General features: G+C 58.6%; 21 protein-coding genes and 1 riboswitch. Of the genes, 8 read left to right on the top strand and 13 right to left on the bottom strand.

Going from position 1 to position 23,636, the window contains the following annotated elements:
• Positions 1-28: 28 nt before the first annotated feature.
• The 3 genes from ACJ8IL_RS00480 to ACJ8IL_RS00470 all read right to left on the bottom strand — a co-directional run bounded on the left by ACJ8IL_RS00480 (position 29) and on the right by ACJ8IL_RS00470 (position 2,883).
• Entirely contained in the window at positions 29-757 is a 729-nt protein-coding gene (locus tag ACJ8IL_RS00480; protein WP_060433070.1) for a thioesterase II family protein, read from the bottom strand.
• Complete coding sequence (locus ACJ8IL_RS00475; RefSeq protein WP_060433069.1) at positions 754-2,358, bottom strand: AMP-binding protein; 1,605 nt, start codon at positions 2,356-2,358, stop codon at positions 754-756. The genes ACJ8IL_RS00480 and ACJ8IL_RS00475 overlap by 4 nt, the downstream gene beginning before the upstream one ends.
• 300 nt (positions 2,359-2,658) lie before the next feature.
• Positions 2,659-2,883: a hypothetical protein gene (locus tag ACJ8IL_RS00470; protein ID WP_060433068.1), complete on the bottom strand. Its 225-nt coding sequence runs from the start codon at positions 2,881-2,883 to the stop codon at positions 2,659-2,661.
• A 136-nt stretch (positions 2,884-3,019) separates the two neighbouring features.
• Between ACJ8IL_RS00470 and ACJ8IL_RS00465 the strand changes: the two genes are divergently transcribed.
• Together ACJ8IL_RS00465 and ACJ8IL_RS00460 are read left to right on the top strand one after the other, a co-directional pair.
• Positions 3,020-5,161, top strand: coding sequence for a TonB-dependent siderophore receptor (locus ACJ8IL_RS00465; protein WP_173888810.1), 2,142 nt, complete (start codon positions 3,020-3,022; stop codon positions 5,159-5,161).
• Complete coding sequence (locus ACJ8IL_RS00460; protein WP_072269830.1) at positions 5,161-6,300, top strand: ABC transporter substrate-binding protein; 1,140 nt, start codon at positions 5,161-5,163, stop codon at positions 6,298-6,300. The genes ACJ8IL_RS00465 and ACJ8IL_RS00460 overlap by 1 nt, the downstream gene beginning before the upstream one ends.
• Positions 6,301-6,304: 4 nt before the next feature.
• On the opposite strand, the gene ACJ8IL_RS00455 is transcribed toward ACJ8IL_RS00460, so the two are convergent.
• Complete coding sequence (locus ACJ8IL_RS00455; protein ID WP_230201386.1) at positions 6,305-6,964, bottom strand: TetR/AcrR family transcriptional regulator; 660 nt, start codon at positions 6,962-6,964, stop codon at positions 6,305-6,307.
• Between the two features lie 117 nt (positions 6,965-7,081).
• Here ACJ8IL_RS00455 and ACJ8IL_RS00450 point away from each other — a divergent pair, with 117 nt between their 5' ends.
• Together ACJ8IL_RS00450 and ACJ8IL_RS00445 are read left to right on the top strand one after the other, a co-directional pair.
• Complete coding sequence (locus tag ACJ8IL_RS00450; protein ID WP_442516275.1) at positions 7,082-8,632, top strand: MFS transporter; 1,551 nt, start codon at positions 7,082-7,084, stop codon at positions 8,630-8,632.
• Between the two features lie 2 nt (positions 8,633-8,634).
• Positions 8,635-10,020: an MmgE/PrpD family protein gene (locus ACJ8IL_RS00445; RefSeq protein ID WP_060433064.1), complete on the top strand. Its 1,386-nt coding sequence runs from the start codon at positions 8,635-8,637 to the stop codon at positions 10,018-10,020.
• A 136-nt stretch (positions 10,021-10,156) separates the two neighbouring features.
• Here the strand turns inward: ACJ8IL_RS00445 and ACJ8IL_RS00440 are convergent, their stop codons facing one another.
• The 5 genes from ACJ8IL_RS00440 to ACJ8IL_RS00420 form a co-directional block, all read right to left on the bottom strand.
• Positions 10,157-11,692, bottom strand: coding sequence for a phospholipase D family protein (locus ACJ8IL_RS00440; RefSeq protein ID WP_261424482.1), 1,536 nt, complete (start codon positions 11,690-11,692; stop codon positions 10,157-10,159).
• Between the two features lie 86 nt (positions 11,693-11,778).
• Positions 11,779-12,570 (bottom strand): AraC family transcriptional regulator, encoded by a 792-nt coding sequence (locus ACJ8IL_RS00435; RefSeq protein WP_049207608.1) that lies wholly within the window; start codon positions 12,568-12,570, stop codon positions 11,779-11,781.
• A gap of 357 nt (positions 12,571-12,927) precedes the next feature.
• Positions 12,928-13,245, bottom strand: coding sequence for a cupin domain-containing protein (locus ACJ8IL_RS00430; RefSeq protein WP_173888814.1), 318 nt, complete (start codon positions 13,243-13,245; stop codon positions 12,928-12,930).
• A 314-nt stretch (positions 13,246-13,559) separates the two neighbouring features.
• A complete protein-coding gene (locus ACJ8IL_RS00425) occupies positions 13,560-14,606 on the bottom strand; it encodes an NAD(P)/FAD-dependent oxidoreductase (RefSeq protein ID WP_197769616.1) in 1,047 nt (348 codons plus the stop codon).
• Between the two features lie 17 nt (positions 14,607-14,623).
• Positions 14,624-15,796 (bottom strand): MFS transporter, encoded by a 1,173-nt coding sequence (locus ACJ8IL_RS00420; RefSeq protein ID WP_238476117.1) that lies wholly within the window; start codon positions 15,794-15,796, stop codon positions 14,624-14,626.
• 181 nt (positions 15,797-15,977) lie between these two features.
• Between ACJ8IL_RS00420 and ACJ8IL_RS00415 the strand changes: the two genes are divergently transcribed.
• Positions 15,978-16,847, top strand: coding sequence for a LysR substrate-binding domain-containing protein (locus ACJ8IL_RS00415; RefSeq protein ID WP_025302838.1), 870 nt, complete (start codon positions 15,978-15,980; stop codon positions 16,845-16,847).
• 82 nt (positions 16,848-16,929) lie between these two features.
• On the opposite strand, the gene ACJ8IL_RS00410 is transcribed toward ACJ8IL_RS00415, so the two are convergent.
• From ACJ8IL_RS00410 to ACJ8IL_RS00400, 3 genes are all read right to left on the bottom strand, one after another.
• The gene (locus ACJ8IL_RS00410; RefSeq protein WP_025302837.1) at positions 16,930-17,337 is read right to left on the bottom strand and encodes a DUF2000 family protein; all 408 of its coding nucleotides are present in this window, start codon (positions 17,335-17,337) and stop codon (positions 16,930-16,932) included.
• Between the two features lie 58 nt (positions 17,338-17,395).
• Complete coding sequence (locus tag ACJ8IL_RS00405) at positions 17,396-18,244, bottom strand: AraC family ligand binding domain-containing protein (RefSeq protein WP_442516274.1); 849 nt, start codon at positions 18,242-18,244, stop codon at positions 17,396-17,398.
• A 71-nt stretch (positions 18,245-18,315) separates the two neighbouring features.
• Positions 18,316-20,196 carry a diguanylate cyclase domain-containing protein gene (locus ACJ8IL_RS00400; RefSeq protein WP_060447173.1) on the bottom strand — a complete coding sequence of 627 codons (1,881 nt, stop codon included), beginning with the start codon at positions 20,194-20,196 and terminating at the stop codon, positions 18,316-18,318.
• A 180-nt stretch (positions 20,197-20,376) separates the two neighbouring features.
• A riboswitch (Fluoride riboswitch) is annotated at positions 20,377-20,452 on the top strand.
• A 40-nt stretch (positions 20,453-20,492) separates the two neighbouring features.
• On the opposite strand from ACJ8IL_RS00400, the gene ACJ8IL_RS00395 reads away from it, so the two are divergent.
• Genes ACJ8IL_RS00395 through eno form a run of 3 tightly spaced genes read left to right on the top strand, consistent with a single transcriptional unit; the run spans position 20,493 to position 23,190 of the window.
• Positions 20,493-21,458: a DHH family phosphoesterase gene (locus ACJ8IL_RS00395; RefSeq protein WP_141998069.1), complete on the top strand. Its 966-nt coding sequence runs from the start codon at positions 20,493-20,495 to the stop codon at positions 21,456-21,458.
• Positions 21,459-21,461: 3 nt separating this feature from the next.
• On the top strand, positions 21,462-21,890 hold the full coding sequence (locus ACJ8IL_RS00390; RefSeq protein ID WP_025302833.1) for a universal stress protein: 429 nt from the start codon (positions 21,462-21,464) through the stop codon (positions 21,888-21,890).
• A gap of 16 nt (positions 21,891-21,906) precedes the next feature.
• Positions 21,907-23,190 carry a phosphopyruvate hydratase gene (gene eno, locus ACJ8IL_RS00385; RefSeq protein ID WP_049204031.1) on the top strand — a complete coding sequence of 428 codons (1,284 nt, stop codon included), beginning with the start codon at positions 21,907-21,909 and terminating at the stop codon, positions 23,188-23,190.
• Here eno and ACJ8IL_RS00380 read toward each other — a convergent pair.
• A complete protein-coding gene (locus tag ACJ8IL_RS00380; protein WP_025302831.1) occupies positions 23,187-23,594 on the bottom strand; it encodes a MerR family transcriptional regulator in 408 nt (135 codons plus the stop codon). The genes eno and ACJ8IL_RS00380 overlap by 4 nt on opposite strands.
• Positions 23,595-23,636 lie beyond the last annotated feature (42 nt).

Genomic DNA, 23,636 nt, shown 5'->3' with positions numbered 1-23,636 from the left:
AAGCCATAGGTTGACAAATAAGCCAGCGTTACTGAAGCAGCCGGCGGAGAAATGCAGCGGTATCCTGCATGAAATAAAAGTGATCGCCCGTAAGGAGTTGAACCTGGCTGCCAGGGAGTTCTTTTTTCCACTGCGACAGCGCGGAGCGGCTAACCAACGGGTCGTCGTCGCCGCCCCAAATGCGCGGCTGCAGGCCGGGCAACGGTTCTGCGCTGAGTTCGCCCAGCAGCCGTAGGTCTTGCTGTATCAATCGGGTGACAAGCGGGCGAGTGAGCGCATCCAGCGTCAACGCGCCGCTGCTTTCACTGAATGCCAGGATGTGGTCCAACACTTTTTGTCGCTGGCTTTCCTGCTGGAGTAATTTCAGTTCTGACGGCGCGCGCTGGGCCGACAAAACGGTGTCGATGCGAAAGCGCGACGTTTGCAGCGCCGCGGCAACCTGCAGGGCAAGCAGCGTGCCCATGCTGTGACCGAAAATCACCGCCGGTGCGATGCCCAGCGAGGCATGCAGCGCATCGACGCAGCGCGCAATGGCGTACTGAGCCGTTTCCCAGGCCGGCGCGCTTTGCGCTTCTTCCCGGCCGGGATATTGCATGATGAACAGATCCACCTCGTCCGGCAGCAGCTCTCGCCAGTGCTGGTAGAACGCAACGCCGCCGCCGGCATGCGGAAAGACCACCAATTGTTTGGTGACCGGCGAACTGCGCGGGCGGCTGAGTCTCACCGCGCAGCCGAGAGAAGTGCGCAATTGCGTCATGAGTTCAACCCCGCCGTGTTTCTGACGGACTGCTCCTGGCGCAGCATATCGCGCAGCGTCAGGCGATCTATCTTGCCGATGCCTTTCATGGGGATGGCGTCGATGACGATCAATTTTTCCGGTGCCTTGAACGCCGCCAGCCCTTCTTTCTCAAAGAAACGGCGCAATGCGCTGAGGGTTAGCGTGTCATCCGTACTGGTGACAAACAGACACGGCACCTCACCGTACAGATCGTCCGCCATGCCCACGCAAGCGGCTCGCACCACGGCAGGATGTTGTTCTGCCAGTTCTTCTATCTCGTTCGGACTGAATTTTTCTCCCCCGCGGTTAATCGAATCGTTGACGCGCCCATCGATGAAAATATTGCCTGCGGCATCGACATGCGCCAGATCGCCGGTGCGGTAAAAACCGTCAGCGGTAAATGCGGCAAGATTCGCCTGGGGATTTTGGTAGTATTCGGTGAGCGTATAAGGGCCGCGGGTGATCAGTTCACCTGATTTACCCACGGGCAAAGAACAGCCATTTTCATCGACGATCAGCACTTCATCATAGGGACTCAAAGGCCGACCCTGAGAGCTGAACCGCACCGCATCGTCATCGTCAACCGCGTTAAAACACAGTAGCCCTTCGCTCATGCCATAACATTGCTGCAGGGTAATGCCGAGACTGCGGGACGAGGAGGCCGCCAGCTCTGGCGTCACTCTGGCCCCTCCCACCTGGACATGCCACAACGTTGCCAGGTTGCGCGGCGTTTTTTGCTGCAGTTCGCTCCATTGCGACAGCAGCGCAGGCACCAGCGTGGTATGCGTCACGCCGCATCGCTCGATCGCGTCCAACGCCGTTTCCGCCGAGGGCGCATCGGCGAGCGCCACAGCGCCGCCGCGAGAAAGCGTACCCAGTATGCCGGGGCAATTGATGACGAATCCATGTGAAACCGGCATCGCAGCGAAATAGACCGACTGGCTGTCCAGAGCAAACACGTCACAGCCGCATTCGATCATATAACTGTAACCGCCATTCTTGCGGGCGATCGCCTTGGGCAAACCGGTGGTGCCGCTCGAAAGCAACATGACGGCGGTATCCGACGGCGTCATGGTGACGGCGTGAAGTGGCGGCGAAGGCACCAGGGGTGAACAGAACTGTTGTAAGTTCAGGTAGCGAGTATCGTGCCCGGCGTCGTCGTAATCTTCGACCAGTATCACATCGATATTGAGACCTTCCGTCAACAGCGTCTGCAGAGCGGCAAGTGGGTTATAGCGACGGGAACCGCGCTGCAAGGCAAATACTTTCGGCGCGGTCAGATGCAGAATGTGCCTTAGCTCTTTTTCACGATAAGAAGGTAATATCGGCACCGGGATCGCACCGAGCATCAACGAAGAGAGCATGACGACAACCGCTTCACGGGTATTGCGCAATTGATACGCGATCCGATCGCCTTTTTGCACGCCTAATTGGCGCAACTTCAAGGCGGCTGAAGCGACCGCACCGTTCAGCCAGTCGTAACTGTAAATCTCCCCGCGTTCAAAAAGCGCCGGGCGCTGTCCATGTTGTTGAAGGGCCTTTAATAAACGTTGATTGATTGAATCCCCAACACTAACCATAGCGACTCCATAATGAGTTAACTCACTGTTTGACTGTTATCTTTCTCAATCACAATTCGTTAAACAAACAGCTTTCGGCACCTCTGTCAGGCGGCGCCGTTACTTCTGTATTGGCTCACAATGAAAAGCAAAATGGACTCAAAAACACTTCATTTTCTGGTCGCCATCAAACACTACGACCGACCGTCAGTCAATTACTTTGGGGTTAATTATTTGTATACCTTATGTTTCATGCGGGCCATTTTGCCGTAAATTTGTTTTTAAACATAAGGTTATAAACAATGTTTTTTTCATAGTTGCTTATAACATTTCAGAAATAAGCTGATCTAATGAATAGTCTTGTCCTCCCCACAGCGAGGGCGCATCGACGCGGCGGGCCTTCAACAGAGCCTGCAACGCCACGGTTTCCGCCGAACTGAGCGCTAAATCCTGGCGCAGTTGCCAGCTGCCATCCGCCGCTTGCAGTACGTCTTCAGGTACGCCCACCTCCGCTAACAGCGCCAATAAATCATCCAGAGTCTTCATAATGTTATCCAATCGTTAAATGGTATTGATAATTATTCATATTGACCGTCAGTCGGTCAATGGGTATTTTAACGCTTGCCTGAGATGGCCAGGCTCCCGCCCCACAGCGAGACTCTTACTTGAAGAGGGATTATTTTTGAATAAATTCAACGAATTTCATTTGCGGCACGCTTATCTTTGCCCGTTTTTTTTGGGCATGGTGCCTTGCCTGACTCTGGCGGCAGGCGAAGAGTCGATATGGGTGGTAGCTGACGGTTCGTCCTCGGGCAACGTTCCACAGGGCTACGCGGCCCAACAAGCGGAGGTGGCAACCAAAACCCGTTCGCCGCTTGTCGACGTGCCGCAATTCGTCTCGGTGGTTAATCGACAGCAAATGGACGTGCAATCAGCCGATACGGTCAGTCAGGCGCTGCGCTACAGCGCCGGCGTTGCCGTAGAACGCTTCGGTGCATTTTCCAGCGGCGTGGACTTCGCCAGAATGCGCGGCTTTGAGGCGGACTACTATCTGGATGGTTTACGCGTCATCGGCAATACCGGCATTTGGGGGCCACAGATTGAAACCTGGGGGTTGCAAAGCGTCGAAGTCTTGCATGGCCCCTCCTCCTCGTTATACGGCCAGGGCGGTGCCGGAGGCGTAATCAATATGATTTCCCGGCGGCCTTCCGCTACCGAGTCGAATCAGCTTAAATTGGATGTCGGCAACGACCGTACGCGTTCCCTCAGTCTCGATGCCACCGGCGCACTGACCGATGACGAACAGTGGTTGTATCGTTTCGATGGCCTGGCAGCCACGCGCGGCTCGCAGATAGAAGATACCCGGCAGAAGCGTCTCTATCTGGCCCCCGCCATCACCTGGCAGCCCAACGAACGCACGCGCTGGACCGTGCTGACTCACTATTTGCGTGAACCCGAGTCGGGCTATTACAACACCTTGCCCGCCCAGGTTCTGGGGCTGTTGCCCAACGCGCGCGGCAAGATAGATACCGATAAAAATTACAGCGATCCGGCGCACGAGAACTCAAGCCGCACGCAATATGATGTGACCTCACTGTTTGAAGTGCAGTTGAACGATCGCTGGCGATTAAAGCAAAACCTACGCTATTCCCATGTAGACTCTGCGGTGCAACGCGATTTTACCCGCGCCATCACGCCGGACAACCGCCTTTTGACGGCGGTCTACCAAGATTCCCCGAGTCAGGCGGACAGCATCGTGATGGATAACCAGGCCGAGGTGAAATTCGCTACCGGCGCCATCGCCCACCAAGGGTTGGTCGGCATCGACTACCAGACCGGTAAACTGGATAAAGACTGGTGGGGATCGCAAACCGTGACGTTCGATCCTTGGTCCGGTCAATACCGCCCTTCATTCGATCCTGTTCCGGTTTCACGCACGTCGACAACGCAACGTTTTCACCGCACCGGTTTATACGGGCAGGACGAAGCCAGCTGGCGCGGATGGCATTTGCTGTTGGGCGGCCGTCATGACTGGTCGCGTATGCGTACCAGTGACAATCTGGTCCATACCCAAACGCAAACCAATGACGCCGCCTGGAGCTATCGTGCCGGATTGAGCCACCCGTTCGACAGCGGCCTGGCGCCATGGGCCAGCGTCTCTACCGCCTTCGATCCGCTGACCGGCACCGACGCTCAGGGCTCACCGTTCAAACCCACCCATTCCACTCAGTATGAGATGGGATTGAAACTGCAGCCGCCCGGCAGCGCAATGATGACCAGCCTGGCGGTCTACCAACTAACGCAGCGCGATGTGAACACCATCGATCCCCTCAATCCCAGCTATTACACCCAGACTGGTGAAGTACGTTCTCGCGGCGTGGAGCTGGAATCGCGTGCGGCGCTGACCGATAGCCTTAACCTGATGCTGTCCTATGCCTGGGTCAACAACGTCGTGACTCAAGCCAACGATAACACCCTGGGGCGACATCCGGTCGGTGTTCCGGCGCAAACCGGCTCAATGTGGCTGGACTATCGCTTTACTAAAGGGCCGCTGCAGGGGCTGCTGATCGGCGGCGGCGCTCGCTACCTGGGGGCCAGCTGGGGAGATGGCGCCAACACCTTTAAAGTGCCTGCCGTTTGGCTCGGCGATATGACCGTTCGCTATACGCCGGGTGCCTGGGACCCGCGCCTGTATAACCTCGAATTGGGGTTGACCATCAACAACCTGACCAACAAATCTTATGTCGCCAGTTGCACCAGTGCGCCTTACTGCAGCATCGGCATCGAACGCAGCGTCACCGGTTCGATAAGTTGGTATTTCTGATGCGCAGACGGCGTTTTCTGCAGGTCGCCACTTTGCTGACGCTTTCCTCGCCGTTGCGATCTCTGCGCGCGCAGGCCGATACGCAGACCGTGACCGATATCGTCGGGCGAACGGTGACCTTACGTTATCCCCTGCGGCGTATTTTCCTGGCGGAAGGCAATCTGTTTTATACCGTTGCGGCGCTTAATCCCCGCGCGCCGATGGAAAGACTGGTGGGCTGGCGAGACAATTTTCGCACCGCCGACCTGGATAGCTATCGGCTGTATCTGCGTCATTTTCCAGAGTTGGCGCAGTTGCCGACATTCGCCGGGGTGCAGCAGATGCAATTCGATCTGGAAAGGTTGATCGCCTTGCGGCCCGAAGTCATGTTGCTCAATGCGAATACTCGCTCGGCGCTGGAAGCGAGCGGTTTGATGGCTAAGCTCACGGCGGCCAATATCCCCGTGGTATTTGTCGATATGAGCATCGGCCTGATGAACAACAGCGCCAGAAGCATCGCCATCATGGGACAGCTGTTTGATAATCCGCAAAGCGCAGACAGCTTGGTTCGCTTCCGTCAGCGACATCTCGATACGATCCTCGATACGCTGGCAAAACGGTCTCCGCCGCGCCCACGCGTAATGATGGAGCGCGCCGCCGGGTTGTACGACGATTGTTGTCTGTCTTGGGGAAATGGCAACTACGGTGAAATGGTGAATATCGCAGGCGGATTCAACTTGGCCCAGAGGCATATCCACGGCGTTTACGGTTCACTGAGCCAGGAAACGGTGATCGCTTCCCGGCCCGATAAAATCGTTGTGACCGGCAGCAACTGGAGTCATTATTCACCTAGCGGTGACTGGGTCAACCTTGGCCCCGGCGCAGATTTGGCGCTGGCAAAAACGCGCCTGGAAAAATTGATGCGACGCCCGGCTTATCGCACCCTGGCCGCGGCAAAGAGCGGAAAAGCGTATGCCATCTGGCACCCGTTTTACGATCATCCCTTTAATTTCGTCGCTATCGAGCGGCTGGCCACCTGGTTTCATCCGTCGCTGTTCGCCGGCGTCGATCCCGAAGCGACATTTGCGGAGCTTTTCGCGCGTTTTCTTCCCATTCCGTATCAGCCCGGTTACTGGGTATCGCTCGATGCGGAGCCGTGAACGATCAGCGACACCCCAGCAAACGCATGAACTCCTGCGCCAGCGCCGCCCCCAGTCCTTGACGATCGGCGTTGGGATTGACCATGACGTCATCCACGGCGCCGTGCATGCCGTGATACATCAGGATGGCGGTCAAGTGCGGATTATCCAGACTCCAGGCGCCCGCCGCGGCGCCATCGTTTAAAATCGTCAGGATCTGTTCCAGCACGGCATCACGATCCTGATTGCCCCGGGTATGATAATGATGATCGTGATACAGCGCATCGTGCAATTCCATACCTTCAAAATAGGTCGCCACGCCGGCATCACACCAGGCTCTTAGGCGCGCCAACCAGTCATCTTGTGCACATTCATCGATAGCCAGCTGAATTTTCTCGATAAAGTGATTAGTGAACCGTATACGTAAAGCGGACAACATTTCGTTTTTGGACGGAAAATAGTGGTAGAACGTCCCTTTGGCGACGTTGGCGTCACGGACAATATCGCTGATGGTGGTCGCTTCAAATCCTTTTTCGATAAACAGCTTCTGTGCCGCATCCATCAATTCATCCAGGCGCACTTCTGCCGGTTTGGTTCGAGGCTGTGTTTCTTTCATCTTTTCTTTTGTCTTCATATCAACGTCCAGTGTGGATCCAGCGGCCATCGTAACCAATGTTGTTGCCATTGACCAGCCGATCTAGCGCAGTGAAATCAATATTCACACTCCATTGACCGACGGTCGGTCATAATATAATGTGAGAATAGTTTTCACTATCACCCTCTCTCAATAAGGAGCCCCTCTATGTCCGGTATGCGCAGGATTTCGCTCGTTGCCGCCATCTGTCTGGGTACATTTATGGCGTCGCTCGATATCAGCATCGTCAATGTGGCACTGCCCACGATGCTGGAATCACTGCAAACCGACATGTCGGGCTTGCAGTGGGTCGTTGACGCTTATGCCCTATGTCTCTCCGCGTTAATCCTTTCGTCCGGCCCGCTGGGCGACAGGTTTGGCCGTAAACGCATTTGGCTCTTCGGCGTCGCCCTGTTTACCGTTGGTTCGATCGTTTGCGCATTCGCGACCAGCCTCGGCATGCTGCTGACCGGTCGAGTGATCCAGGGTATCGCCGGTGCAGCCGTCATCCCGGGTGCGCTGTCCCTGCTGACACACGCGTTTCCGGAAGAACAGCTGCGGACCCGCGCGATCGGCATTTGGTCCTCGGTTAATGCGCTTTCGTTGGTGATCGGCCCGGTTTTGGGCGGCCTGCTGGTACACACCACTGGTTGGCCGGGCATTTTCTGGATCAACATTCCGGTCGGGATCGTCGCGCTGGTATTGGGCAGTTGGGGATTGAGAGAGAGCTCGCATCCGGAACACGCTGCGCTCGATCCGCTAGGGCAAGGGCTGAGCATCTTGTGGCTCGGCGCGCTGACCTATGGGCTGATTGCCGCCGGTGAGTTCGGCTGGCACAGCTTGCAGTCGCGCCTTCCGCTGTACGCCGCCCTGGTGCTGTTTGCGCTGTTTCTCTGGGTGGAAACCCGGGTCAAACGCCCCTTGCTGCAACTGAGTCTATTTCGTCACGCCGACTTTACCGGCTACAACTTCGCCTCTTTCGTGCTTGGATTCTCCGCTTACAGCAGCGTCTTCTTCGTCTCGTTATTTCTGCAACAGGCTCAGGGTTGGAGCCCCGCGGACACCGGTTGGCGCATGGCACCGGAGTTTCTCGCCATGGCGCTGGCCGCTTCGGGTTTTGGCCGCCTGTCCGCCAAACTGAGTGTGAACTCGCTGATGATCGCCGGCTATGGTCTGATGGGCATTGCCCTGCTGTTGCTGACGCAGCTGCACGCCGACTCGTCTTACCCCCTGGTGGCGCTGTATTTGGCGCTACTCGGCTTCGGCATGGGGTTGTCGATGCCGGCGACCAGCGCGCTGGTGATGCGCACCGTCGCGCCGCAACGATCTGGGATGGCATCGGCAACGATGAACGCGCTGCGACAAACCGGCATGACGCTGGGCATCGCGCTGCTGGGCACATTGATGAGCATGCAAGCGGTCACGACTTTAACAGCGGCGTTGCACACTCAGGGGGTGGAACAGGCTGCCGAAATCGCCCGGGTAGCGGTGATAGAGCAACAGCAGACGGCCGTGGACGCGGTGGGCGCGAATCGCCTGCAAGATCTGACGCACAGCGCCTTCGCCGACGGTTTCGGGATCGCTATGTTTTGGGCCGGATTGCTCAGCATCGCGATGACCGTATGGCTGCTGATCATGCTGCATCCGCGTTTCCGTCTGCATTCACAGGCTGAAAACGCCCTGCTGAGCAAGTCCGCTGAACGACTGAACGAGGAATAAACATGACAAAATTATCGGTCGACCCGATCGAGGAATTGATCGCTTTCGCCTCACAGATAGATGCGTGCATGGTTCCCCCCGCTGTCCTGGCATTCCAATGCAAACGACTGATGGATAATCTTGGCTGTCTCGCCGCAGGTTATGACCAAAGCGGCGTCGACGCGGCGCTCTCGCTGGCCAGACGCTGGAGCGGCAACGCCGAGGCCAGCATTATCGGCAGTGAAGAACGCCTCGCCGCGCCGCAGGCGGCGTTCGTCAACGCCGTGCGAGCCCGCGCGCTCGACTATTGCGACGTTCTCTCCCCCGGCTGGCATCCCAGCTCTTCGGATATTCCAGTCGCGCTGGCTGCGGCGGAACTGTCGGGCGCTTCCGGATTGGATATGTTGGCGGCATTGGCCGTCGGCCAGGACTTCGCACAACGCATCAACCTTGCTGCGCAGGCGAACGGCTTTTTCTACCGCGGATTCGACTCAAATATCCTTGGCCTGTTTTCAGGCGCAGCGATCGCCGCCCGCTTGCTGCGCCTGGATCAACAAGCTTTCGCCGACGCCATAGGTCTGGCGTTCGATTTCGGCATCGGCACCTTCCAACACTATCAGGACAAGACGCTGGCGGTGCGCATCAGCCAGGGATTGGTGGCGCGCCATGCGCTGGAAGCCGTTTTGATGGCTCAGGCGGGGATAAGCGGCCCCAAACGCGTCCTGAGCGGCGAGAACGGTTTTTTCAATCTCTATGCGCCGGGCGAACCCGATCTGGGGATGCTGACCCACCAATTGGGCATTGCCTTTCTGGGGGAAGAAGCGACCTGCTTCAAGCTATACCCACATTGCAGCATTCTGCTGGCGTTGACAGAAACGCTCTTGAACGACGGGCCACACCGGCAATTGCCCGATCCCGAACGAGCGAAGATCACGCTGCATGCATCACCGACCATGCGCATGGTGTGCGGTGCGCCATACGAGCCGCAGAAAACGGCCGAAATCGATGCGCAATTCAGCGCGCGTTACATCATCGCTAACGCGCTGCTGCGCGGCCAAGCCAGCGCTCTCGAATTCAGTGCGGCCTTCGCGACAGAACCTACGGTCGTTGCGCTAGCGCAGCGTATCGAGGTTCATGAACAACACGCCTTTGAACGGTTTGACCGCTTCGAACTTCATATCACGCCGGAACAAGGTGATACGCTGCGGCTCGAAGCCGAATTCGGCCGCGGCTGGCCGGAGAACCCGGCGGATATGCAGGATATTCGGGATAAATTTCTTCGCTGTTGTGAGCAGTCGCCGAATCATGGATTGAGGAATAACGCGCGACGGCTGATGGCCTGTATCGAGAATCTGATCGAAGCGCCCTCGTTACAAGCCTTGTTAGCCGCAACTCGGGAGGGGCGCTAGTCAGGCTTAGCCACCGCATATCGCCGGAGTTAACGTGGCGGGGTCCGTCCTGTCACTTCGGCGTGTAAATCTCTCGGAGTGTGGCGATCACTTTCGCCACGTTTGGGTTATCGAGTGGCGGCGGCATTCGCCGGCGTTACAGCATCCACTCGATAGGCAGCCAGCCGGCCACGGTGAGAACGATGCGTTTTACCCAGCCGGCGCCGGGTTCCTGCTGGTGCACCTCGGTGTGACCGTCTTCGAAGGCTTCGTTCCATACCATGTTGCCTTCGGGTGTCAGTACCGGCCGATAGGCGGCGTATTCGAGCGGGCCATCAAACAGTTGGCGGGTGTCGGCCGCCAGCGCCGGGCTGTCGATCAAGAATCCCATTTCGCAGTTCAGGTGCGCCGAGCGCGGATCGAAATTGAACGATCCGATAAACACCCGCTTATCGTCGATGGCGAAGGTTTTGGCATGCAGCGCCGCGCCGGACAGCCCCAGCGGCTTGAGCTCCTTGCGCCCGGACGGTTGACCGGCGCGCAGCTTCAGCTCGAACAGTTCGACGCCCGCCTGCAGCAGCTCACGTCGGTATTTGGCGTAGCCCGCATGCACCACCAGCACGTCGGTGGTGTTCATCGCGTTGGTCAGCACGCGAATGGATTTCCCCTGTTTGGCAAGCGATTCAAAGAAAGTCGCCCCTTCTCGCCCCGGCACGAAATAGGCGGAGACCAGATCCAATTGCTGGCTGACGCCGCCGATGATCTTACCCAGTTGCGTCACCATCAAACGATCGCGCGAAGCCTTGCCCAACCCTTTCGCCGGATCGTCGGCCACCAGCTCTACCTGGGTGAATTCCGGCTGTACGGCGCCATCGCGAAAGCGCACCGCGCTGGTTTCCAGCTGCACCGCCAGTTTACGGGCGCGCTCGCTGGTTTCGATGGCGGCGGCCTGCGTCAGGAAGGCGGAAAGATCGCCTTTTCCCCGAATAATCTGCTCAACACCGAACACCGAGGCGCTGTTCCAGTAGCGATCGAAGACCTCGGCGGTCTCCGCCACCACGTTGCCGACGCTCAACACGTCGAGATCGAGGAAATAGTTTTCGTCACCGACCTGAAAATACTCGTCGCCGATGTTGCGGCCGCCGATGATCGCCACGGCGCCGTCGACGATGTAGGACTTGTTATGCATGCGCCGGTTCATGCGCATAAAGTCGAAGGCGTAACCGGCCAGCTTCGGCGTACGTACGGTGGACGGATTGAACAGACGGATCTCGACGTTTTCCTGGGCGTTCAGCGCCGCCAGCGTCTCATCCATGGCGACGCCGTTATCGTCCAGCAGCAGCCGCACGCGCACCCCACGTTGGGCCGCGTCATACAGGGTTTTCAGCAGGATCTGCCCGGAGGTGTCGTTATGCCAGATGTAGTACTGAGCGTCGATAGACCTTTCCGCCATCCGCGCCAGCGCCAGGCGGCTGGCGAACGCATCGTGGCCGCTGACCAGCGGCACCACGCCGCTCAGGCCGGAATGTGCCGCCATCTGTTCGGCGGCCCGCGCCGGCAATAGCGCGGTAGGATCCGCCGGCAATGCCGCCTGCGGCAGACGCTGCGAAATATCCGGCAAACGAAAGATGACTCTTGCCGCAATAATGGCGATCGTCACGGCGATAATCAGATACACGACAATTTTTATCACGGGAGGCGGCCTCGGAGGTTGACTGCTTTGCTTTATACGTCATTAGGTTGCTTCAATCTATAGGAGAAGCGCGCTATGCCATAAGGCTATAGCGTAAAGCGCGAAGGCGAAACGCCAAACAGTTTTTTGAATGCCACCGAATAGGCGCTGTGGCTCTCATAACCGCTTTCGAAGGCGGCGTGGATGATCGAGTTGCCCGCCAGCAGCAGCGGGATGGACGACAACAGCCGTAGACGCTGTTTCCACTGACCAAAGGTGATGCCGGTTTGTTGAGTGAAGTGACGCTGGAAGGTTTTCGCGCTGATCGACAATGAATCCGCCCAGATCTCAATGCCGCGATCGTCGGCCGGCGTGATGACCAACTGCCGGCAAATGTCAGCCATTCTCGCTTCCATCGGCCAAGGGAGATGCAGCGCCAGCTGCGGCTGCAGGCTCAGTTCCTCGAGGAACAATGATCTGAGCAACGCGTGGCGTTTGGTCTCCTCGCCCTCGGGCGCCAGCGTCGCCAATTGGGCGATCAGCTCGCGCAGCAGCGGCGACACCTGCAAGACGCCGTCGCGCAACGGCAACCGCGCGGCGGTGAATTCATCAACAAAAATCCCGTAAACGCAAATGTTGCTCTGCATGACCAGCTGATGTTCTACCCCCGGCCGCAGCCAGACTGCGGTGGTAGGCGGTACGATCCAGCGTCCGCAGCTCGCCTCGACCGCCATAACACCCTGTTGCGAATAGAGCAAATGGCAGCGTTTATGCGAGTGGTAAGGAATGACAAAGCCCGCCGGGTAGTGTTTCACCAGCCCCGTCACCTCGAACGCAGAGTTTTCGTGGCTGCTGAGGTCGATGCGTTTCGTTTCGGCGTTGTCGACGTCGAATCCCATGGTCGTTTGTCCCTTTTGATAACGCGAATGTCTTTTATTTGATAGAGAGGCCGCATGATCCTCCATATAGTGACGTTCTCGCAAGCCACACCAGGGGCCTTATGCGAAGAAACTCACTATTTACACCAAAATTTCATCGTTCTGCTTAAAACGAAGGCGATGACGTTGCGCATGCGCTGCGCAATGGCGGCTCGTTGCGGGGGCGACGCGGCCGAAAGTGATGGAAAGGGAAAGCGCGGTGGCTTAAATCAGGAGGTATGCGCATCAATCAGCAGGTAGCTCAGCCTGGGGGGCGGCTTAATGCTAAAGGGATAGGGAGAGCGCCTAGGCTCTCCTCCATCCAGAATGGTTATCTCGTCAACGGGCCAACTCGGCGCCGTCCAGCTCGGAAATCGCCAGACAAATCACTTCCGTGATGGCCTGTACCGTATAGACGGTCTTGGCAGGAATGATTAACATCTCATGGGGTTGCAACGTCTGATCGTCAACCTTCAGTTCACCGCTCAGCACCATCAGTTTCACCCAGCCCGGATGAAAACGCGCCGGTTGTTGGCTGCCCGCATCGAGCTTCAGCAACGCCGTATGGCCAGGCGTCTCCCGTTTCAAAATGTGAAAGTGTACCCCATCGTAAGGCATGTTTTCGTAATGCAGTGACGCCAGTGTTCTCTTATGCATGGTAAGTGTCCTCGTGACCTGTGAGTAGCTGCTCCGCCTTCGGTCGCCGTAAAAACGATTGGCGGCTGTCCCTACCGAAAGCACCGGCTCGCAGCCTCTTGGCGAACGGATTAACTGTCGTACTTGCAGCGGCCAGATCGACCGCCGTTTCATGCCTAACCTGCCTCAGGCATGCTACTAAATATATAAGAGCCTCGCCGACGGCGCAAAAAACCGCTGCAGGGTTGAGCGTATTACGGTGCTGATCCGTAGTCGGAAAACCTGAACGGCGAGACCAAGGCGCCGTCTGCCGGAGATCGCGATGGTCTCCCCCTTCACACCCCATCATTAATAAATCGCGCCGGGCGATAAGCGTGCGGAATGGCGGAATTGACGCCATGCAGCAGCTCGTCTCCGATCAGCCGGCCAAGCGTCGGTGCGCACATCACGGCCGGATGCATCACCGCCACATAGAGACAGGTGGCGCCCAGCGGCCCAACGATGGGATAACCGTCGCGCGGCCGGGGGCGCATCCCCACCGAACACGCCTGCAGTTGCAAGGGTGCCGTGCCTGGCAGGCGCCCTTCAATCGCCGATTGCGCTTCGCCCTCCACGCGATTTTCATCGCCGTACGCAGGATAATCTTCCGCCGCCAGCAGATCGCCATTTTGTGCATGACGCACTTCGATGTCGTCGCCCGCAATCAGCGTGTTCACCACCTGCGCCGCCGCGTGATAGCGTAACAAAATGGCCGGCGACGCCTCGATCGGCAGCGAGAATCCGCTACCGTCCAACAGCGCCGAGATCCCCGTGCCGCAGGCGAGCACCACCCGATCGGCGGTAATCGCGCCTTCCTCGGTAACGATGCCGATTATCTGCCCGTCTTCACGCAAAAATCCGCTGACGGTTCGCCCCAGGAACAACTCCCCGCCCCACGCGCGAACGCATTCGAGCAACCGCTGCGTCACTTCTTGCGGATCGACGGCGCCGTCACGCGCCGCAAAATAGGCTTGGCTATCGGGCTGCCTGAGCCCCGGTTCCAGCGCGGTCACCTCGGCGGAGGGCAAAAGCCGATTATCGGGGTTTTGCGTCGCCGGCGCCTGGCCATAGCTGAGCGCGCCGGACCAATTCACCCAGAGATCCGGGATCTCCTGCGCCAGGCGTATCCAGTCAGCGACGATCTCGCGCCGCAGAAACGCGTCGGGCGCGCCCTCAGGCACGCCTTCGCTGATCCAGCCGAACGAGCGGCCTGTGGCTCCCGCCGCGGGATGCGCCTGCTCAACCACGATAACGTGCTGCCCTTGGCGCGCGAGATGATAGGCGATCGATGCGCCGACAATCCCGGCGCCCACGATAACCATGCGTGATGATGTTCCATTCATTTAATGATGTCCGAACCTCATTTCAAGTGTTGTCGCCAAAGCAATCCTGCCGCCAGGCAGGCTACCCCGCCGCCGCAGGCCAACACGGCATAAGACGTGCCCCAGCTCTGGGTGGTATCCATCACGATGCCAAAGGATAACGGGGCGAACGACCCGATGCCGAACCCCAGCAACGATCGCCAGCCCATCACGCTGCCGAGCTGTTGCGGCGGCACGTTGTCCGCCATCGCCGCCGACAGCACGCCGGAGTCGCCAAGAATAAAGAAACTGCCGATGCTGACGAACAGCAGCGTCCAGCCCGGCCCCCAGTTCGCCGACCACCCCATCAGCAGCGATCCCAACGCACCGGCGGCGCCCACAAACGTCAGCACCGAGGCACGATTGAAATAGTCGGAAACGGTGCCGACAATCAGCGTGGCGATCATGCCGGCCAGGTGGATCACCGCCGCGGCGATCAATCCGGCGCTGAGCGGATCCAGAGAGAAACCGCTCAACGCCTCGCTGACCAGGCTGGGTGCCCAGGCCCAGTTACCGAGCAGTTCCCAGCTGTGAGCGATATACCCGATCAGCAACAGCAGGGTCGCATAGGTGATAGCATAGCTTTCTCGTTTCGTCTTCCTCCCCAGCGTGCGCGGTTGCGGTTCCTGATAACCGACCAGGGCCAACGAACCCGCCAGCGCCCCCAGTAGCGCACCGGCGGCGCACAGGGCAAACGCCACGCCGGCGCCCCAGCGCATGGCGCTCCAACCGGCGATGAAAACCGACAGAAAATACCCCAACGAACTGGTCGCCAGGATCATACCGATGGCGTAACCGCGTCGGGCCGGGCCGTTCATCCCCATCGCTAACAGCAGCGCCGGCGTATAGGCGCCGCCCTGCGTCAGGCCGACGAAGGCCATCAACACCAGTGCGCCGATATACGAATGGGCAAACACGGCGAACAGCATCAGCGCACCGGCACCCAGCCAGGAAAACAGCAGATACACCCGACGCGCGCCCAGCGAATCACACCACCAGGAAGCCACCAGCAACGCCAGGGCGTTGGTCAGGCTGAACACCGTCTGCACTGTACCGGCGGAGGCGGCGCCGAGCTGCCACTCGCTTCTGATGGTCGGCAGCGCGCCGGCGAACATCATGGTGCCCAGGCAGAGGCCGGCCCGGCTCACGCAAAGCAAAAAGAAAGCTCGCATCTCAGGGGCGCCTCCCTGTCAACCGCAGGGTGAGGATAACGCCATTAACACGCATGACCGATAGCCAAAAGATCCGCATCATAAACTCAGCAATCAGAAGGAGATGCCTCATCATAGTGAGCAAAATCAACGGCTGACAAACGATCTTTCCTCCCTCACTTGGTTGAGCTAGACTCAACCTATGAAAAAAATTCACTCCCTGCCGCACCTGTCCGCTTTCGAAGCCGCCGCCCGTCTCGGCAGCTTCAGCGCCGCTGCGGATGAGCTGTTTCTCACCACCGGCGCGGTCAGTCGCCACATCCGCAGCCTGGAAGAACAGCTGGAGCTCAAACTGTTTTATCGCGGACACAAGTCCGTGCGGCTGACGCAGGCCGGCGAGAATTTTTCCCGCACTGCGTCCCGAGTGATAAGCGAATTGTTTTCGGCGGAAAGCGCACTGAAAGCGAGCGCCGGCCGGCAGCGGCTGGTGGTACACAGCCTGCCGACGTTCACCATGCACTGGCTGATGCCGAAATTGGCAGCGTTCAACGAGATTCATCCGGAGGTCGCGATTGATATCACCACCGCCACTGGGGCCGTCGATCGCAATATGCCGTTTGACCTGGCGATCCGGCGCGATCCCGCGCACTTCTCCGGACTGAAAGCGATCCCTTTTTTGCAGGAAGACAGCCTGCTGGTCTGCAGCCAGAGCTATTTGCGCACCATGCCGATCAGCGCGCCAGACAATCTGGCCGAGCATACCGCCATTCGCATCCGCGCCCGTGAGGATTTATGGCACAGTTGGTTGAATACCTATCCGACGGCGCTGGACGCCTCGCCGCCGCCGCTGACGCTCGACCATACCTTCGCCGCCATTCAGGCGGCCGAAGACGGCCTGGGACTGGCCGTCGTGCCTTACCTGTTCTGCGCCAAACATCTGTCGTCTGGCCGGCTGGTGTCGCCTTTCCCAGCGTTGACTATCCGAACCGGCGTTTATTCCCTGCTGCTGCGCGATCGGGACGATGAGGTCGTGAGCCAATTCGCCGCCTGGCTGCAAACGTTCCAGGCGTAAGCGCCGTATCGGAAACGCGTCACCCTCCTGGACATGCGCGAGCGTTTCGCGCGTCCACTCGGTAAACCAGGCAAAGACATTCTCAGGCGTGGAGCGTCAGGCCTTTTATCGCCTTATCCACCGCTTTCTTCGGCCCGCGCAGCGCCAGGCCGACCAAATCCAGATTGTCCGCGTCTTCAGCGAGAAAAACCTGCCGGTTGGCTGCATCGTGCCCGGTCGCAAACATGGCGTGCACATAGGGAACCAACGTCAATTCCCGCTCCAGCCCTTTGCGATGCACATTTTGCAGGCCCGGCAGATCCGCGGCAAAAATCAGCATCGGCTGCCCGGAAATGCCGCCGTAGCGTCTGCCTTGCGCATCCACATAACACTCGCCGATGATTTCCGGGGCGGCGGCGGCGATGCCCGTCGCCAGAAAGGCCACCACATTCAGCCGCTGCCAGGTCTGCAGATCGTCGCGTACGATAAACGCTATCTTGGTATCAAACATGTTTCGCTCTACTCCGTTGTGCTCTTAAAATAAAAGCGCATCATCGGCGATGGGCGAATCAGCGGTATAGAACGTTTGTGCACTGACGTTGATAGGCCGCCGGCGATAAACGGTAGGCGCGCTGGAACCAGCGGCCCAAGTGGCTCTGATCGGCAAAGCCCACCTGCATCGCGACCTGCGCCGGTTCTTCCCCCTGCGCCAACAACAAGCGTGCAGCCCGCAGCCTCAGCCGGACCAGGTAAGCATGCGGCGACTGGCCGAAGGCCCGGGTGAACTGGCGAGTCAGGCGGAAGCGGTCCAGGCCGCACTGAAGCGCAAGTTCATCCAGGCTGGGGTTACCCGCCATGTGCTCGTGCAGGTAGTCTCGTAAGCGATTCATCACAATCAAAGCATCATCGCTTTGGGAAGTCGGCCTGACGCGAATATGCCGCGCCAAAAGCGTCAGCAGTTGATCCAGGCTTTGATCGCGCGCCAGCCGGCCTTCCCCCTGATGCAACGCAAAAAAAGCCTGTTGTATCGCGGTCGCCAGCATCGGATCGTCGGTCAACGTGTTGTGGAAGGCGCCTTCCAGCACAGAAACGTCCCCTAATCCGCGGCGGTTCATCGCATCGGAAACCCAATGCTGCGGCAGATAAAGCATGGCATAGGTAAACCCTTCGGCCTGCGGCGCATGACCATCGTGCACCGCGCCCGGCTCGATCAGCATGGCACGTCCCGGCCGGCTGGTATGCAAGGAACGATGACAGTTGAAACGTTGTAAACCTTGCTGCGTCACGCCCACCAGCATTTCGTCATGATCGTGGGGATCGTAGGCATGCCCCTGAAAGTGGGCATTGACGCTTTCGATGCCGGTTTCGTCATCGCGCCGCAGTTCCAGCCAGTCTTTGTGTTGATGATTAGACGCCATGCAGTCAGTCCGGAGTTCTGCCCATAGGAAAGAAGAAAACAGCTTACCCTGAGACGGTCACCGTTTCACGCTCATAACTCGCAGATGGCATAAGTGCCCTTACCGGCCGATTTCGCCTGATACATCGCGCCGTCGGCGCGGGTCAACAGCATCTCCTCCGTCACGTCAGTGTGTGAGGAAATCGCCGCCCCCAGGCTGGCGGACAGGCTCACCGTCTGCTGCCCGATCTGCGAAATATCAGCCAGCCGCGCCAACACGTTTTCGCAAAATTCGCTGACCTCGCGCTGCGGTTCCGCCAACGGCCACAGGATGACCGTGAATTCGTCACCGGCCAGGCGCGAAACGCTATGGCGCTCGCCGGCGCAGGCGCTGAGCAACCTGGCGAACGTCTTGAGGATCAGATCGCCGAAGTCATGGCCATAGCTGTCATTGAGGGCTTTGAAACCATCGAGATCGATGAACACCAGCGCCATTTGCCGCTGTTCGCAACAGGCCTGCACCGTGCTGGACAACCGACGCAGAAAAGCGCGGCGGTTGGTCAATCCGGTCAGCATGTCGTGCGTAGCATCGTACTCCAGCCGTTGCTGCAGGCGCTTCAACTCGGTAATGTCCATGGACAGAATGTAAAACCCCTGAGCCTCGCACGGCACCAGCGTAGTGTGGATCATCAGCAACCCCTTCTGGGTCTGGAGCTCATTTTCGAAGCTCACCATTTCCCCCGCTAGGGCCCTGTCTATCATCGGTTTCGCTATCTGATAAACGTTCTCCCCCATAAAATCGCGCACCGTCATTCCTCTAAGGCGGCTTTCTTCCAGGCCAAACCAGGTTTTATAGGCGCTGTTAGCGAACAGGTAGCGTTCATTACCGTCGATTTGGCTGATCAACGCCGGCATGTTGTCAGTAATGGCCCGCAGGCGTTCCTTCTCCGTGCTGAGCTGATATTCGGCGAGTACCCGGGTTTCAATCTCTTCGTTGAGTTTCTTGACGACCACGTTCAGCTCCCGCGTGCGGATTTCGACGCGTTGTTCCAGCTCGTGTTGCAGAGCGAACAGATCGGCCTCCGCCGCCTTGCGCTCGCTGATATCGACGATAACCGAGATGAAATGATCCGGTTTGCCGTTAGGCAGCCGGTTTAACGCCACCGTCAGCTGCACCCAGACGATCGAGCCATCGGCACGGAAATAGCGTTTCTCCAGCGAGTAAGTACTGATCTCGTTTCTCAGCAGTTGCTGCAGTTTTTCTAGATCGGTGTTGAGATCGAGCGGATAGGTAATGTCCTGAAAGGTGCGATCCATCAGCTCGCGCTCGGAATAGTGCAACATTTCGCAGATGCGCGGATTGACCCGCAGCCAATACCCCTGCAGCGACACCAGCGCCATCCCTACCGCCGCCTGGGCGAAGGTCTGTTCGAACAAGGCTTCCGAGCGTTGCAGGTTGGACTTCAGGTTTTCGGTATAGACATGGCGTTCAATGCTCTGCAGGTACTCTTCCACCACGGCGGCGAAGTCGTGCAGGTCGGCCACCTGTTCCGGAGAAAACGGCTGCGGCTGGCTGTCGATAATGCACAGGGTGCCGAGCGGCAAACCGTCGAGCGACAGCAGCGGTTGCCCAACGTAGAAACCGATTCGCGGCCCGCCGATCACCAGCGGATTGTCGAAAAAACGCGGGTCGTTGGCGGTATCGGGCACCACCAGCGCTTCACGTTGCAAGATCGCATGGCCACAAAATGAGATGTTACGCGGCGTTTCCCGGACATCCAGACCGTAGCGCGATAGAAACCATTGGCGATCCCGGTCGATCAATGACACCAGCGCAATGGTGACGCCGAAGTATTTCGCCGCCAGCCGTGTAATACGATCCAGTTTTTCCACCGAGTTCGAATCCAGCACGTTCAGCGAGTTCAGTACCGACAGACGTTCGGCTTCGTTTTCGGGGAAGCAGGGTTCAAGCATGTTGTCTCCCATTGTGTCACCCACGGATCCGGCGCAGCCAGCCTGCGTGATTCCGTTCAGCCTATCCGTCGGTTAGCGGCAAATATCCTTGTCCATCATAGACTCACTCAGTATCAATCCGATTGCGCATTCTCGCCAGCTTTGCCGGGCGTTGCGTTTGCCACCGCGCTGCGCTACAGTCGTTCACAAGGTGATGGTGTTCCACCTTTCCCAACCGCCGCGTTCGCTCGAACCGGATGATGACGCCTGATATACAACTTCGCTTTATTTTTTAGGCAGGTATGTCAGGAGTCGCTATGAATGAAATCTCACGTCTTACCCCTTTTCCGTCCCAGCCTGATCTCGCCGTGCGGGAAATGCCGCTGTACGTTTTCGGCCATAAAAATCCCGACAGCGACAGCATCTGCAGCGCGCTGGTGGTCGCGGACTGGCTCAATCACCTCGGCAAACCGGCCGTCGCTTTCCGCCTTGGCGAATTGACGCCGGAAACCCGCTACATACTGGCCGCCGCCGGCGTACAAGCGCCTGCGCTGCTGAAAGGCGATCTCCGTGACCGCAAAGTCTGGCTGGTGGATTTTACCGACGTCGAACAAGGGCCGGCCTCATTGCCCGACAGCGATGTGGTCGGCGTTATCGATCATCACCGGCTGGGCACCTTGATCACCCGCAACCCGCCCGATGTCTGGATCCGCGCCGTTGGCTGTTGCGCCACCGTGATCCTGTCCATACTGACGTCAGATACGCCGATGCCGCTTTCTTCCGCCCAGGCCACGCTGCTGCTGGGCGCGATTTTGAGCGATACCGTTGCGCTGAGCGCACCGACCACCACCGAACAGGATCGGGTGGCGGTCGCGCGGTTATGCGCAATCTCTCACGTTGACTATGACGCCTTCACCGCCGGATTGCTTGCCGCCAAAACCGATCTTTCGGGGCAATCCGCCCCGCAGTTGCTGCACCGTGACGCCAAGAATTACCGCATCCATAGCGTCTCGCTGCTGCTGTCGCAGATAGAAGTGCGGGCTATGAGCGATATCGATCCACTGTTGCCCGCGCTGCAACAGGCGCTCGAGCAGGCTAAGCAGGAGGCCGGGCTGGAGATGGCCGCGCTGCTGGTTACCGATATCACCCGCCACCGCTCTACCCTGTATTTCTCGTCGAACCGGGTGCTCGCCATTCGGCAGGTGTCGCTGCCCGGCATGACGAGCCGGAAAAAAGAGGTTTTACCGTGGTTAACCCTACAGATTGCTAACGCAGGGAGATAAGTCATGTCGCTCTATCAACATGCTTTACTGCTGGTGCAGGATGAACGCGACGGCCGGCTGCTGTTGCGCCATGCCGAACGCCTCAATCAGCAGATGAATACGCGCATTACCGTGGCGCACATTAGCGCCGACTATGCCGAGCTGGACTACCTCAGCGATGCACAAACCAAAGATCGCCAGTCCAGCGAGGTGATCGCTGCCAAAGCCATGCTCAGCCGGCTGGTGGAAGACTGCACAATCCCCCTGGAGGTGCGCGCAATTGTCAGTATTCACCGCTTCAAAGACATCGAGGCCCTGATTGCCCGTGAAGGCGTCGATCTGTTGCTGCTCGGCCATCAGAACCGTCCGTTCGGCGTCTTTGCCTCCTTCGGCTTCGAGTTCATTAACCATTTGTCGATCGACGTGCTGATAAAGCACGTGCCCACTCCCTAGAATGAGGTGATCATCCATGAGCTATGAAATTGAAAACGTAACCGCCAGAGAGATCCTGGATTCGCGCGGCAACCCCACCGTCGAAGTTGAAATGACTGCGGCGGGCGTCGTGGCACGGGCTTCGGTTCCCTCCGGCGCCAGCACCGGTTCACGCGAGGCGGTGGAACACCGCGACGGCGATCCGCACCGTTACGGCGGTAAAGGCGTTCAGGAAGCGGTGCAAAGCGTCAAAACGGCGATCAATGAAGCGCTGCGCGGGGTGGATGTACGCCAACAAGGGGAGATTGACCGCCGGTTGATCGCACTGGACGGCAGCGAGAACAAGAGCCGATTGGGGGCCAACGCCCTGCTCGGCGTTTCTCTGGCCGCCGCCCGCCTCGCGGCGCAATTGTCGCAGCTGCCGCTGTATCGTTATCTGGGCGGTCTCGGCGCCAACCTGCTGCCGGTGCCCTGCATGAATATCATCAACGGCGGCGTGCATGCCCGCTGGCAAGGTGCGGACTTTCAGGAATTTATGATAGCGCCGCTGGGCGCGCCGTCGCTGCGCGAGGCCGTGCGCTGGGGCAGTGAAGTTTATCAGGCGCTGCGCCAAATTCTGTTGGAGAAAGGCCTGTCGGTCGGCGTTGGCGACGAAGGCGGTTTTGCGCCGGCGGTTGCCTCGAACCGGCAACCGCTGGAGCTGATCGTGCAGGCGATAGAGAAAGCCGGTTATCAACCGGGAGACGATATCGCCATTTGCATGGACCCGGCCTCGAGTGAATTCTATGCCAACGGCAAATACCGCCTGCGCAGCGAAAACGCTGAACTGGATGCCGAACAGATGACGGCCTATTACCAGCGGCTGGTGCAAGATTTTCCCATCGTGCTGATTGAAGACGGTTTGGCCGAGGACGACTGGGCGGGCTGGCGCATTCTCAGCGACGCCCTGGGCGATCAGGTGGAACTGGTCGGTGACGATCTGTTCGTCACCAACGTGAAATACATCCAGCGCGGGATTGATGAACGGTTGGCCAATGCGGCGCTGATCAAGCTGAACCAGATTGGCACGCTGAGCGAAACTTTCGCCGCCGTGCAGCTTTGCCAGGCAAATGGCTGGGGCGCCTTTATCTCACACCGCAGCGGCGAAACCGTCGACAGCTTTATCGCCGATATGACGGTTGCGATGCGAGCTGGCCATGTGAAAACCGGCGCGCCGTGCCGCGGCGAGCGGATCGAAAAATACAATCAGCTGATGCGCATCGAAGACCAATTGGGCATCGCGGCGGTATATGCCGGGCGCGCCGCCTTTAAACACCGTTAATCTTTGCAGGCCGGCCACGCACCGGCCTGTTTTTCATTCTTTGCGCGGCATAATCCCGCCACGCCGGATTCCAACAGAATACGCCGCGTCGCCATCAACGTCTCACGCTGCTCGTTCAGCGTCGCCATCATCCGTTCGATTTCCGCCAGCCGGCTGTCGACGCCCTGTATCAACCCATCCTGATAGGCGCTGCCCTGCAGCGCCAATACCCCGCGGATCGCCTGCAGCGAAAACCCCAGATTCTGGCCGATTTGGATCAGGTGCAGCCGCTCCAGCGCGCTTTCGCTATACACCCGATATCCGTTAACGCCGCGCACCGCTTTGGGCAGCAGACCCTGCTGTTCGTAGTAACGTATCGCCGAGGCGGCCATGCCGGCGCGCTCCGCCAACTCTCCGATTTTCATGCCCTATTGACCTTAAAGTTAACTTTAACCCTAGTATAGCGC

This window comes from Serratia sp. CY47444, from assembly GCF_052168635.1.
GTDB classification, from domain to species: domain Bacteria; phylum Pseudomonadota; class Gammaproteobacteria; order Enterobacterales; family Enterobacteriaceae; genus Serratia; species Serratia bockelmannii.
This window is presented reverse-complemented; position numbering and strand designations above follow the sequence as displayed.